The sequence below is a fragment of the Streptomyces sp. NPDC047515 genome (genome assembly GCF_040643055.1).
GTDB lineage: Bacteria > Actinomycetota > Actinomycetes > Streptomycetales > Streptomycetaceae > Streptomyces.
Genome location: NZ_JBEYTM010000010.1, coordinates 139,883 through 152,782, shown reverse-complemented (window position 1 = coordinate 152,782; position 12,900 = coordinate 139,883). Strand labels below are relative to the sequence as shown.

11 protein-coding genes are annotated in these 12,900 nt (G+C 71.1%); 5 read left to right on the top strand and 6 right to left on the bottom strand.

Features of this window, described 5'->3' with window-relative positions:
* Window positions 1–54: 54 nt before the first annotated feature.
* Together purU and ABZ826_RS11645 are read right to left on the bottom strand one after the other, a co-directional pair.
* Window positions 55–933, bottom strand: coding sequence for a formyltetrahydrofolate deformylase (gene purU / locus ABZ826_RS11650; protein ID WP_361445889.1), 879 nt, complete (start codon window positions 931–933; stop codon window positions 55–57).
* Window positions 934–961: 28 nt separating this feature from the next.
* On the bottom strand, window positions 962–1,399 hold the full coding sequence (locus ABZ826_RS11645; RefSeq protein WP_361445887.1) for a hypothetical protein: 438 nt from the start codon (window positions 1,397–1,399) through the stop codon (window positions 962–964).
* 183 nt (window positions 1,400–1,582) lie between these two features.
* On the opposite strand from ABZ826_RS11645, the gene ABZ826_RS11640 reads away from it, so the two are divergent.
* A complete protein-coding gene (locus ABZ826_RS11640) occupies window positions 1,583–2,863 on the top strand; it encodes an ABC transporter substrate-binding protein (RefSeq protein ID WP_361445885.1) in 1,281 nt (426 codons plus the stop codon).
* Between the two features lie 67 nt (window positions 2,864–2,930).
* On the opposite strand, the gene ABZ826_RS11635 is transcribed toward ABZ826_RS11640, so the two are convergent.
* Both ABZ826_RS11635 and ABZ826_RS11630 read right to left on the bottom strand, forming a co-directional pair.
* Window positions 2,931–4,385: a hypothetical protein gene (locus ABZ826_RS11635; RefSeq protein WP_361445882.1), complete on the bottom strand. Its 1,455-nt coding sequence runs from the start codon at window positions 4,383–4,385 to the stop codon at window positions 2,931–2,933.
* Between the two features lie 174 nt (window positions 4,386–4,559).
* A complete protein-coding gene (locus ABZ826_RS11630; protein WP_361445879.1) occupies window positions 4,560–5,942 on the bottom strand; it encodes a transcriptional regulator in 1,383 nt (460 codons plus the stop codon).
* Window positions 5,943–6,210: 268 nt separating this feature from the next.
* Between ABZ826_RS11630 and ABZ826_RS11625 the strand changes: the two genes are divergently transcribed.
* The 3 genes from ABZ826_RS11625 to ABZ826_RS11615 all read left to right on the top strand — a co-directional run bounded on the left by ABZ826_RS11625 (window position 6,211) and on the right by ABZ826_RS11615 (window position 9,464).
* A complete protein-coding gene (locus ABZ826_RS11625) occupies window positions 6,211–6,930 on the top strand; it encodes a bifunctional DNA primase/polymerase (protein WP_361445876.1) in 720 nt (239 codons plus the stop codon).
* Between the two features lie 84 nt (window positions 6,931–7,014).
* The gene (locus ABZ826_RS11620; RefSeq protein ID WP_361446038.1) at window positions 7,015–7,824 is read left to right on the top strand and encodes an ABC transporter ATP-binding protein; all 810 of its coding nucleotides are present in this window, start codon (window positions 7,015–7,017) and stop codon (window positions 7,822–7,824) included.
* Window positions 7,821–9,464, top strand: coding sequence for a transporter (locus tag ABZ826_RS11615; RefSeq protein ID WP_361445873.1), 1,644 nt, complete (start codon window positions 7,821–7,823; stop codon window positions 9,462–9,464). Before ABZ826_RS11620 ends, ABZ826_RS11615 begins: the two co-directional genes overlap by 4 nt.
* 82 nt (window positions 9,465–9,546) lie before the next feature.
* On the opposite strand, the gene ABZ826_RS11610 is transcribed toward ABZ826_RS11615, so the two are convergent.
* Together ABZ826_RS11610 and ABZ826_RS11605 are read right to left on the bottom strand one after the other, a co-directional pair.
* The gene (locus ABZ826_RS11610; RefSeq protein WP_361446036.1) at window positions 9,547–10,440 is read right to left on the bottom strand and encodes an alpha/beta hydrolase; all 894 of its coding nucleotides are present in this window, start codon (window positions 10,438–10,440) and stop codon (window positions 9,547–9,549) included.
* A gap of 728 nt (window positions 10,441–11,168) precedes the next feature.
* The gene (locus ABZ826_RS11605; RefSeq protein WP_351072457.1) at window positions 11,169–11,861 is read right to left on the bottom strand and encodes a metal-dependent transcriptional regulator; all 693 of its coding nucleotides are present in this window, start codon (window positions 11,859–11,861) and stop codon (window positions 11,169–11,171) included.
* 195 nt (window positions 11,862–12,056) lie between these two features.
* Here ABZ826_RS11605 and ABZ826_RS11600 point away from each other — a divergent pair, with 195 nt between their 5' ends.
* Window positions 12,057–12,818, top strand: coding sequence for an SIS domain-containing protein (locus tag ABZ826_RS11600; protein ID WP_361445869.1), 762 nt, complete (start codon window positions 12,057–12,059; stop codon window positions 12,816–12,818).
* Window positions 12,819–12,900: the final 82 nt, after the last annotated feature.

Below are 12,900 nucleotides of genomic sequence, written 5' to 3'. Positions count from 1 at the left end.
TGCAACCGCATGTGTTGCACTATTAGAGGAGCTTACAGCCGCGTCAGGAGGGCTTCAGGAGAAGATCACCGTACGGCGGCCGTTGAGCAGGATGCGGCGCTCCGCATGCCACTTCACCGCCCGCGCCAGCGCCCGGCACTCCACATCGCGGCCGATGGCGACCAGCTGGTCCGGCGTGACGTCGTGGCCCACCCGCTCGACCTCCTGCTCGATGATCGGCCCCTCGTCGAGGTCCGCGGTCACGTAGTGCGCCGTCGCACCGATCAGCTTCACACCACGGGCGTGCGCCTGATGGTACGGCTTGGCGCCCTTGAAGCTCGGCAGGAACGAGTGGTGGATGTTGATGATCCGGCCGCTCAGTTGCTTGCACAGATCGTCCGAGAGGACCTGCATGTAGCGGGCGAGGACGACCAGCTCGACGTTCTCCTCGCGGACCAGCTCCAGCACCTCCGCCTCCGCTTCGGCCTTGTTCTCCCTGGTCACCGGGATGTGCCGGAAGGGGATGTGGTACGAGGCGACGAGCTCGGCGAATTCCGTGTGGTTGGAGACGACGGCGGCGATCTCGATCGGCAGCGCCCCGATCCGGGAGCGGAACAGCAGGTCGTTGAGGCAGTGGCCGAATTTGCTGACCATCAGCACGATCCGCATCCGCTCCGAGGCGCGGTGGATCTGCCAGTCCATCCGGAAGGAGTCGCCGATCGCGGCGAAGCTGGCCCGCAGCTTCTCCACGGTGACTGGGCTGTCGGCGGAGAAGTGGACGCGCATGAAGAACAGACCCGTGTCGTGGTCGCCGAACTGCTGGCTGTCCTCGATGTTGCAGCCGGTCATGAAGAGATAACTCGACACGGCGTGCACGATGCCCTGTTTGTCCGGGCAGGAGAGCGTGAGGACGTACTGATCGGGGGCGGTCTCGGCAGGCTGCGGCGCGGTCATCTCCGTAGCGTGCCACACCGGACCGGCCTCAGGCCGACCTGGTCATGATGCGGAGCACGTCCAGGGAGCGCGGCGGGGTGTCCGGATCCTCGCCGTCGTTGGTGGCGAGCCGCACATGGGCCTCGCGTGCGGCCCGTACGGCCTCCGGCCAGCCGTGGTGTTCCAGATACGCCGAAACGGGTGCGTCCGCGCCGACCTGATGCATGATGCGCAGCACCCGGAGCACGGCCACGTCGACGAGGGCGGACTCGTTGGCGTCGCGGAAGATCGTCCCGACGTACTTCTCGGCGGACCAGTTGTCCAGCCAGGTGTCCTCGACCAGGCGGTACACGGCGTCGGTGACGTCGCCGTACCCCTCCAGGCCGGCCAGCCAGCACTCGTGGTGGAAGACGGGGTCGGAGAGCATGTGCAGCGCCGAGCGCACGTTGCTGCGCCAGCGCCACCAAGGCATGTCATTCAGCGGCATGCCGCCCATGGTGGAGGAGCGACGGCCGCGACGGGAAGTGTTCTCCGAACCTTGCTGCACGGTTGTCGATCGTACGTTCCCCTCCCGGCTCCCCGCACCGGCCCCTGTAATTCACCCGGATGTCACTGTGCGTTGCGCGGAGCACACAGCGGCGTTACCCCACGGGCGGAAACGTTCATGCCCATGACTGGACGGCGACGCCTCACTTCCCCCCGCCCCTACAAGTTCCTCACGAGTACGGCGGCGGTCGGGGCGTTGCTGGTCACCGGCTGCGGTGTGCTCCCTGGTGCGTCGGGGGACTCCAGGGAGCCCCTCACCGTGGTGACCTGGGCGCCCGGCGGCAGGAGCGGGCCGGACACGGTGAACATGGGGGGCATGACCGCCATGGCACGCGCGTACGCCCGCTGGGTCAACGGCGACGGCGGGCTCGACGGCCACAAGCTGCGCGTCGTCACCTGCGACGAGTCGGACACCTCCCTCGGTGCGGGGAACTGCGCCCGGCTGGCCGTCAAGGAGAAGGCGGCGGCGGTCGTCGGCTCGTACAGCAGGCACGGATCGTCCTTCATGGCGCCGCTGGAGAACGCCGGGATCCCGTACATCGGCGGTTACGGAGCCACGGACGAGGAGTTCAGCAGCTACAGCTCCTACCCCGTCAACGGCGGCCAGGCGGCGCTGCTCGCGGGCAACGCCCGTCAGTTGGCCCGCAACTGCGCACGGGTATCCGTGGTGCGGCCCGACACCCTGGGCGGCGACGGCCAGGCCTGGCTCCTCAACACCGGTCTCACCGAGGCCGGGCGGCCCCGGCCGGCCGACATCCGGGCGGCGGAGTCGGCGACCTCGTACGACGACGCCGCCGGACGGGCGCTCCAGGGGGCGGGGCCGGGCGACGGCTGTGTGACGGCCGTGCTCGGGGACCGCACGGAGACGTTCTTCGACTCCTTCCGCAGGCTCGAACCGTCGTACGGGAACGTACGGATCTCGTCCGTCCTCGGCAGTGTCGGGCAGCCGCTGATCGACAGCACCGGCGGCCGGAACAGTCCGTTCGAGGGGGCGTACCTCACCGGCTGGTACCCGGACTTGGGCGACGCCCGCTGGGACCGGATGCGGGAGGTGATCCGCAAGCACGCCTTCGGCGACAACCGGATCGACCCGGCCGACACGGGCGTCCAGACCACGTGGGTCGCATACACCGCGCTGAACGAGCTCGTGAAGGCGATCGACGCCCCGCGGATCACCGCCGGGAAGCTCGTCTCCGCCCTCAACCACGGCACCCCGGTCGACACCGGCGGCCTCACCCCGGTGCTGCGCTGGCGCTACGACGACATGATCGGCTCGTCGGCGTATCCACGGATCGTGAACAGCAAGGTGACGTTCCAGGTGGTGCGCAACGGACGGCTCGTCGCGGACAAGAAGGGGTTCGTGGACGTCTCGAAGACACTGTCGGACGCCAGCGCGAGGGGGTGAGACATCGGGGGCGGGGTTCCGCCCCGGTGGTCTCACCCCTTGATCTCCAAAGGGGCCGGACTCCCCGTCAGAGCTGGGTCGCCTCCCGCCGGGTCAGTCCGTACTTCGACGCGATCGAGTTCCACAGCCCCGACGCCTCCTGCTTCGCCTTGCTCGCCTCGCCGCTCTGGACGGTGGCCTGCTGCATCTCGGAGGTCGTACGGGCGTTGCCGTGCTTGCACACCTTCTTGCCGTGCTTGGCCTCTTCGGCCCACGCGGCGTAGTGGTCGTCGGCGGAAGCGGATGCCTGCCAGGCCTTGGTGAGGGAGGCGGTCAGCCGCTGGTGGTTCGGCAGCTTGTCGACGTTCAGCTCCTGGAGCCGGGTCACCAGATCACGGCGCTGCTGGGCGGCGCCCTTCAGATCGGTCACGGCCTGGTCCAGATCCTTGCAGTTCTTGGTCTTCCCGACGGCCCCGATGACGGCGGCACGGCTGTTGTTGCTGTCCGCCAGCAGCTTGTCGAGCGCCTCGGCCTGCGGCTGCGCCGGATCGGCCGCGGCCTGCTTGGAGGGCTGGTCGGCCGATGGGCTCGCGGCGGCCACCGGCTGCTTGTTGTCCTTCTCCTCGTCGCCGCCGCTCATCAGCGCACCCGCGCCGAGACCGACGACGGCACAGCCGGCGACGACCGCCGCGATGAGCGTGACGTGCGCCCGCTTCTTGCGCTCCCCGCCCCGCGCCTGCGGCCCCTCGTCCACGGGCTGGTACTGGGGCTGCGGAGCCTGTGGTGCCTGCGGGGCGTGGTGGGCGCCCTGGTACTGCTGCGTGGGATCGAGCCGGGGCATCTGCTGGGTGCCCGCGGGCTCGTCGCTGCGGAACAGGTTGTCGAACTCGGCGGGCGGCTGCCGGTCGCCGGGAGCACCGGGCCTGATGTCGTACGGGGCCCCACCGGGAACCGGCGGGATGAACTGGGTCGCCTCGGCGTCGCCGCCGGGCGCGGCCGGCAGCTGCTGGTACGGCTGCGGCTGCGGCGCTCCGTGGCTGAGGAACTGGGTGGCCTCCGCAGGGCTCTCCGGCGGCAGCCCGCCCGGCGGCGGCCCGGCGGGCACCGGCGCGATGTACTGGGTGGCCTCCGCGTTCCCGCCCATGCTCATGCCGGGCACGGCCTCCGGCGGCAGCGGCTGCGCATAAGACTGCTGGGGCTGCTGTGGCTGCATGGGGGGCAAGGGCTGGGCCTGCGGCTGCCCGTACGGCGGCGCCGGCTGCGCCTGGCCGTACTGGCCCTGGCCGTACTGGCCCTGCCCGTACTGACCCTGCCCGTACGGCCCCTGCCCCTGGGCCTGTGCCTGGGGGTGCGACGAGGCGTCCTGGTTGGCCGCCTGCGGCCCCCACGGCTGCCCCCACGGCCGGCCGCCCGCCGGGGCGCCCTGATCCGCGGGCCCCCCTGGTATCCAGGGCTCGCCGCCACCCGCGGGCAGCACGACACCTTCGTGCGCGGGCCGTACAGCAGGGAGCTGCTGCTCGTCACCCTGTCCGCTCTGCGTCACCGGGACTCCTACGTGTCAACCTACGGAATCGTCGGCTCACGCTATCGGGTGGTCATGGCCGTTTGCCAAGCGTGTGTTGTCGGTCACCGCCCCTTCACAAGAGCTGTAACACCCAGCACCCCCAGGACGCAGTTGAAGGGGCGCTCGGACACGGCTGTGCGGTACGGCCCGCGCTCACGCCGCCTGGAGCTCCAGCCGCGCGCCGAACTCCCGCACCGCCGACTCGTCCCCGTAGGGCATCAGCCGCTGCTGCAGATCGTCGAGATACTCCGCGCCCCGGCTGGAGCGCACCGATCCCAGCAGTTCCATCGCCCGGGTGCCCGTGTGGCAGGCCTGTTCGACCTCGCGCAGCTGGACCTGGGCCGCGGCGAGGAGCACCAGACCGATGCCGCGGCGGCGGGTCCGGGACTCCGGATGTCCGTCCAGGGACTCCTTCGCCCGGCGTGCGGCCGCCTCGGCCTGGCCGAGGTCGCGGTGGCAGTGCGCCAGTTCGTCGGCGAGATAGGCGTGGTCGAAGTGGGCGATCCAGTCGGGGTCGTCCCCGGTGTCCGGATCGGCGAGCTCCATGGCCGCCAGCGCCCGGCCCGTCACGGCCTGGCAGGTGCGGGCGTCGCCGAGCAGGGCGTGTCCGCGCGCTTCCGCCGCGTAGAACATCGCCTCCGCCCGCGGGGTGACCCGGCCGCGCGCGCCCTCCTGCGCGGCCCGCGCCAGCTGGGCGATCTCGCGCGGATTGCCGAGCTGCGCGGCGAGATGACTCATCGACGCGGCCAGTACGTAGCCTCCGTACGCCCGGTCGCCCGCCGCCTGGGCCAGGCGCAGCGCCTGGATGTAGTAGCGCTGGGCGAGCCCCGGCTGGCCGGTGTCGACCGCCATGTACCCGCCGAGTTCGGTGAGCCGTGCCACCGCCGCGAACAGCTGCCGGCCGACCGATTCGCGGTACGCCCCCGAGAGCAGCCCGGAGACCACGCTGTTCAGGTAGTGCACCAGGACCGGCCGCACATGTCCGCTGCCGAACCGGTGGTCGAGGTCGACCAGCGCGGTCGTCATCGCCCGGACCGCCGCCACGTCCGACATCCCGACGCGGGCCCCGGCACCCCGCGCCACCTGTGGGTCGGCGCTGGTGATCAGCCAGTCGCGGCTGGGCTCGACCAGCGCCGACGAGGCGACCGTCGATCCGGACAGGAAGTCCCGGCGGCCGACATCGCTGCGCCACAGCTCGCAGACCTGCTCGATCGCGCCGATCACGGTCGGGGCGAACTGCAGGCCGACGCCGGACGCCAGGTTCTTGCCGTTGGCCATGCCGATCTCGTCGATCGTGACCGTGCGGCCGAGCTTGCGGCCGAGCGCCTCGGCGATGATTCCCGGTGCCCTGCCGCGTGGTTGCTGTCCACGCAGCCAACGGGCCACGGAGGTCTTGTCGTACCGCAGGTCGAGCCCGCGCTCCGCGCCGACCATGTTGACGCGGCGGGCTAGGCCGGCGTTGGAGCATCCGGCTTCCTGAATGAGCGCCTGGAGCCGTTCGTTCGGCTGGCGGGCGACGAGAGGCCTGGCTGCCATGTTTCCCCCTGAGGCCGCAGTGATCGATGAGCGGATCACTGCCCGGCAATTACACGGAAAATGCGCACATTCATCGTGTTCGTCACGTCCGTCGTGTTCCTTGCCATTCATGTCGGCATATGACAGAGGCCGACCGTTCCGGAGCTACCCGTATGGGGCTACCCGCCCGGTCGGGCACCGCCTCACGCGCGCCCCCGCCCATGCATCCATGCGCCCCGCATGCCGGATCGGTCCGCCGTGGCCGCGCACGTCACGCCCGTAACCCCGGGTGGTGGCGGCAGTTGTGCTGTTCGTGGAAGAGCCCATCGGAGTCGAAGAGCCCAACGGAGTCACGGAAGCCGCGAAGGTCCCCGAACAGCGGGGCGGGGAACTGCTCGACGCCGCGGTCCGGTACGCGGAGGAACGGCACTGGGACGTGTGCCCCGGCACCTGGCTGAAGGCGGTGGCCGGGACCGAGGAGTGCTCGTGCGGTGACGCCGCCTGCACCTCCCCCGGCGCCCATCCCACCGGACCGGACTGGGCGAGTCGGTCGACCGGCAGCGGCGCCGCGGCCCGCCGGATGTGGTCCGAGCACCCGAGGGCGTCGATCCTGCTGCCCACCGGCCGTACCTTCGACGCGATCGAGGTACCGGAGGCCGCCGGCTTCCTCGCACTGGCCCGGCTGGAGCGGATGGGCCTGCCGCTCGGGCCCGTCACCCACACTCCGGACCGGCGGATGTTCTTCCTCGTCCTGCCCGGCGCGGCGGCCAAGGTGGACGAGCTCGTACGGAGGTTGGGCTGGCAGGCCGCCGCCATCGACCTCGTCGGCCGTGGTGACGGCCACTGTCTGACGGGACCGCCGAGCCGGGTCGGCGGGCGCGGTGCGGTGCAGTGGGCCCGCCGGCCCACCCCCGCCAACCGCTGGCTGCCGGACGCGGAGGAAATCATCGGCCCGCTCGCCTACGCCTGCGCAAGGGAGACCGCCGACGCGCGGGCACGCCCTTCGTAGGGAGTCCTTTCGTAGGGTGTCCCCATACACGGGGACGTCGAAAGGCAGTGCATCATGCGGGACCGGACAGACACCGACCGGGCCATGGGGGCGGGGGAAACGGCTGTGGCGGGCGAAGTGCCGGCGGTGCCGCCCGCCGTTCGCGTACAGGGACTGTGGAAGCGGTTCGGGGAACAGACCGCGGTCGCGGGGATCGATCTGGAGCTGCCCGCGGGCAAGTTCATCGGTCTGGTGGGGCCCAACGGCGCGGGCAAGACCACCACGCTGTCGATGGTCACCGGACTGCTCCGCCCCGACCAGGGGTTGATCGAGGTCGGCGGCCACGACGTGTGGCGCGACCCGGTCGAGGTGAAGTCCAGGATCGGCGTGCTCCCGGAAGGGCTGCGGCTCTTCGAACGCCTCTCGGGACGCGAACTCCTCGCGTACACCGGCAGGTTGCGCGGGCTGCCGGGCGCCGAGGTCGACAAGCGGGCCACCCAGCTCCTCGACGTGCTCGGTCTGGCGGACGCCCAGCACAAGCTGGTCGTCGACTACTCGACCGGCATGCGCAAGAAGATCGGGCTCGCGGCAGCGCTGCTGCACAACCCCGAAGTGCTCTTCCTGGACGAGCCGTTCGAGGGTGTCGACCCGGTGTCGGCGCAGACCATCCGCGAGGTGCTGGAGCGATACACCCGCTCGGGGGCGACCGTCGTCTTCTCCAGCCATGTGATGGAGCTCGTGGAGTCCCTCTGCGACTGGGTGGCCGTCATGGCCGCCGGCGCGATCCGGGCGCAGGGCACCCTGGCCCAGGTACGCGGCGAGGCGTCCTCGCTGCAGAACGCCTTCCTCGAACTCGTCGGCGCGAACTCCCGGACCACCGACGAGTCCCTGGACTGGCTGGGCGGCGACCGATGAGCGTGCTCGACACTCCCGCGGGGACCGTTCCCCGCCCGAGCGGCGGCGAGCGGCTCATCCCCGTCTTCGTACGGCTCAAGCTGGCCCTGCTGCGCAACGGGCTGCGGCAGTCGGCCGGTCGGCGGGCCGCGTACATCACCTCCATCGTCTTCACCCTGCTGATCGCCGCGAGCCAGCTGATCGGGCTGATCGCGCTGCGCGGGCACGCCCATGTCGGCTCCCTCGTCATCCTGATGACCGGGGTGCTGGCGGTCGGCTGGACCGTGATGCCGCTGTTCTTCCCCAGCGGTGACGAGACCCTCGACCCGAGCCGGCTGGTCATGCTGCCGCTGCGACCGCGCCCGCTGATCGCGGCGCTGCTGACGGCGTCACTGGTCGGGATCGGCCCGCTGTTCACGCTCTGCCTGGCGGCCGGCTCGGTGGTCGCGGTGGCACGCGGGGCGGGCGGCGCGGTCTTCGCCGTGGTGGCCGCACCGCTCACGCTGGTGCTGTGCGTGGCACTGACACGGGCCGTGGCCACGGCCAACACCCGGCTGCTGACATCACGCAAGGGCCGCGATCTCGCGGTGCTCAGCGGACTGGTGATCGCGGTCGGCTTCCAGGTCGTCAACTTCGGTGCGCAGCGACTCGGTCAGGCAGGCGGTCTCTCCGCGCTCGAACCGGCCGCGGACGTGGTGCGCTGGCTGCCGCCCGCCTCGGCGATCGGGGCGGTCGACTCCGCTTCGCAGGGCTCGTACGGGCGGGCCGCCGTCCAGCTGCTGCTGTCCGTGGCGGCGCTGTTCGCGCTGTTGTGGCTGTGGCAGCGGAGCCTGGTGAAGCTGATGACGGCCCCGGACGGCTCGACCCTCGCCGCCGCCGGGACGAGCCGCGAGAAGGCTGGCAAGGGCGGCTCCAGGCTCACCGCGCTGCTGCCCGCGGGGCGTACCGGAACGGTGATGGAGCGCAGCCTGCGGTACATCGCACGCGACCCGAAGACCAAGGCCGCCTGGGTCACGGCACTGGCGATCGGGCTGATCGTGCCGCTGCTCAACGCGATGCAGGGCACCGGCTCGATCTACTTCGCCTGCTTCGCCGCCGGAATGCTCGGCATCCAGATGTACAACCAGTTCGGGCAGGACACCTCCGCGTTCTGGATGGTCGCGATGACGATCTCCTCCACCCGGGACGCGTACCTCGAACTGCGGGCACGGGCGCTGGCGTTGCTGCTGATCACACTGCCGTACACGATCATGGTGACGGTGGTGACGGCGGCGATCCTCAGCGACTGGGGTGCGCTGCCGGGAGCCATGGGGCTGTCGTTCGCCCTGCTGGGCGCGATGCTGGCGACGGGCTCCGTGGCCTCGGCGAACTTCCCGTACTCCATCCCGCAGGAGGGGGCGTTCAAGAATGTGGCGCCGGGGCAGGCCGGACTCGCCTGGATCTCGATCTTCGGTGGCATGGTCGCCGCGTCGCTGCTCAGCGCGCCCATGATCACGGCGACGATCTGGCTGCACGCCGACGGTCTGGAGCAGTGGCTCTGGCTGCTGCTGCCCGCCGGGGCGGTGTACGGGGCGCTGATCTCCTATGCGGGGCTGCGGATCGCCGCTCCCCGCGCGGCGAAACGACTCCCGGAGATCCTGGCGGCGGTCAGCAAGGGCTGAGAACCGTCTGCGCAGAGCCTGCCCCCGGAGCGAGTACCAGGAACCGGGGGCAGGCCCTTGTCGTGGGATTCACCAGGCGCGTTTACGAGGAAACGGGCTCGCGGTCCTCCTGGGGATCCTCGGCGAACTGCTCCAGGAAGGGCTCGACCGCGGCGCGCCAGCCGTCCGGTTGGTCGTAGTGGACGAGATGACCGGCGTCGGCCACCTCCGCGTACTGCCCGCGCGGCAGTACGCGGACCATCTCCTGGGCCTCCGCCCGGCCGAGCTCGCCGTCGAGGCCGCGGAGCACCAGGGTCGGGCACCGGACCTGTGCCAGCTCCTCCCAGTGCGCGTCGAACACCCAGGTCGCGCGGGACTGGAGCATCTGGCGGCGGGAGAAGACGGGGCGCCAGCCGTCGGCCCGCTCGGCCATCACCTCGGCGAAGAACTCACCGCGGACCGGATTGGGCCGCTCCACCCAGGGGTCGTCCTCGCCGAACCACTTCCGCACGTCGGAGAGCGTCGCGAACGGCACCGGCCAGGACGTGAACCAGTCCTCCCACTCGCGCTGGGAGGCCGCGCCGAGCGCGGAGGCCCGCATGTCGCAGATGACCAGTGCCCGGACGAGATCGGGACGCTTCGCGGCGAGCTGCCAGGCGGTGAGCGCGCCCATCGCATGCCCGACGAGGGTGACGGGGGCGAGGCCGAGCTGTTCGATCGCCGTCTCGGCGTCGGCGATGTACGCGTCACGGGTGTACGGGCCTTCGGCCGGCTTCTCGCTGCGGCCGTGCCCGCGCTGGTCGAGGCCGACGGCGCGATGCCGCTCGGCGAGCCAGCGGATGGTCGGGGCCCAGTGCGAGGCCCGGCCCATCAGGCCATGGAGCAATAAGACCCCGGGGGCGCGATCACCCTCCGTACGCCCCTTGGGCGGGTCGGCGAACTCCCAGGCCGCAAGGCGTACGCCGTCGGTCCCGGTCACATCGATGCGCCGCACCATGTGTTCTGGCACCCCCTTCTGGTCCTCGATCACCGCTTGATCCCGCTCGATCACCGTGTGCTCGCGTCAGTCGGACCAGACTATCGAACGTCTATTCGAAAACCAGGTTCTGGCATCCAACACCCCTCGTTCGAGTGACCGGCCCCAAGGATTGAGGGCGGTCGCGGAGGGGAGATCTTCTCCGGGAGGCGGGCCACTCGGGGATGAGGGCCCGTGGGGATCGACCTCGAGAGCTCGGGGCTCCGGGTCGAAGCAGGGGAGGACAGGCCCCGGTGCCGCACGGCGCCGGGGCCCTTTGCCGTTCGGGAACCGGCCGGCACCAGGGCGCCGTCCCGGGCTGCGGCACCGGATCCACGGACGGACGGGCACGAGCCTCGGGCGGCCGGGACCGCTGCGGTCACCGTTCGATGCACGTGCCGGACATGCCAGTACGACGGGCGCATGCGCCTGCTCCCTCCCCGACCGCGCGACCAGCCGGCCGACACTCTCAGGTATGCCTCAGCCACAGCCTGGCACGCGATCCGTCCGGGCGCTGCACTTCCGGACGGAAAAAGAGAAAGCGGCCCCAGGGCCTCTCGTCGGGATCACACCGGGCCCGCGTGCCCCGGTGGCATCCGGCCAGCAGCCACCGCGGCGCGGCACCGATCACGCCGGGCCCGCGTGCGCCGGTGGCATCCGGTCAGCAGCTGTCGCCGCCGCGCCCGGCGGCGACGGCCGCGCGGCACACCTCAGCGCTTGGCCACGAACACATGCGAGGCGACCTCGGCGTCCAGCTCCGCCGCCTCACCGCTGCTGCCGACCAGTACGCCACCGGGCGACTGGGTCACGCTGACCACGGAGCCGGGCTGCACGCCCGCCCGCCGCAAGGTGTACATCAGCTGGGCGTCCGTCTGGATCGGCTCACCGATCCGGCGCACGACCACTGTCTTGCCCTCCGCGCCCGGGTCGAGCTCCGACAGGCTCACCATGCCCTCGTCGAGGAACGGGTCGGCCTCGGCCTTCTCGCCCAACTCCTCCAGCCCCGGGATCGGATTCCCGTACGGGGACTCCGTCGGGTGACGCAGCAGCTCCAGCACCCGCCGCTCCACCGCCTCGCTCATCACGTGCTCCCAGCGGCACGCCTCGGCGTGGACCTGCTCCCACTCCAGGCCGATCACATCGACGAGCAGGCACTCCGCGAGGCGGTGCTTGCGCATGACGCGGGTCGCCAGGCGGCGCCCCTCGTCGGTCAGCTCCAGGTGGCGGTCGCCCGCGACCTGCACCAGGCCGTCGCGCTCCATGCGTGCCACGGTCTGGCTGACCGTCGGACCGCTCTGGTCCAGCCGCTCCGCAATCCGGGCGCGCATCGGGACCACACCTTCCTCTTCGAGTTCGAGGATGGTGCGGAGATACATCTCCGTGGTGTCGATCAGTCCGGACATTCGTGCCCCTCGATGCTGTGACATGAAAAACGTCGTTCGCCCTGACCCAATTCTGACGCATACCGCTGACAACCGTGCCGTGCCGACCGGACACCGGGCGGTGGAGCGGCGTGGGCGGTATTGACAGGCCACTGGTCCAGACCGCAACGTGATCCGCGGCACGGACACCCCACCCCGCCGGAAAGGGCCTCCTCGATGAGCGACAGCAAGCTGGCCGGTCAGTTCTTCGACGCAGCGATCGGCCTGCTGGAGCGCGTGCGCGACGAGGAATCCGGCAACATCGCGGCCGCCGGTGCCGCGATCGCCGACACGGTCGCCGCGGGCGGCCGGCTCTTCGCCTTCGGTGCCGGGCACTCCTCCCTCGCCGCGCAGGACGTCGTCTACCGGGCGGGCGGACTCGCCCTGATGAACCTGCTGGCCGTGCCGGGGACGGTCGGAGTCGACGTCATGCCGGCCACCCTGGGCTCGGCGCTGGAACGGGTCGACGGGCTGGCGGCAGCGGTGCTCGACTCCAGCCCCGCCAAGGCGGGCGATGTCCTCGTGATCATCTCGCTCTCCGGGCGCAACGCGCTCCCCGTGGAGATGGCGATGAACGCGCGGGCGCTCGGTGTGAAGGTCATCGGCGTCACTTCGGTGGCGTACGCGGAGGGCACCCGGTCCCGGCACGGCTCGGGCGGCTTCCTGCGGGACCACTGCGACATCGTGCTCGACAGCAAGATCTCCATCGGCGACGCGGAACTGACCGTCGAAGGCATCGAGGCGCCGTTCGCACCCGCGTCGACGGTGGTCACCAGTGCGGTGATGCAGGCGATGATGGCCGCCGCCGCGGAGCAGCTCGTGGCACGGGGGATCGAGCCGCCGATGCTGCGTTCCGGGAACGTCGACGGCGGCCACGAATGGAACGGGCGCGTCATGACGGAGTACCGGGACCGGATCTTCTACCGCCACGGAGGCTGAGGCCCGACGGCCCCGGCTCCGGGAGCGGGCGTCCGGCTGCCGCGCCGCCCTCGTCGCCCGCCACCCCTCCCCCGACGCCCCG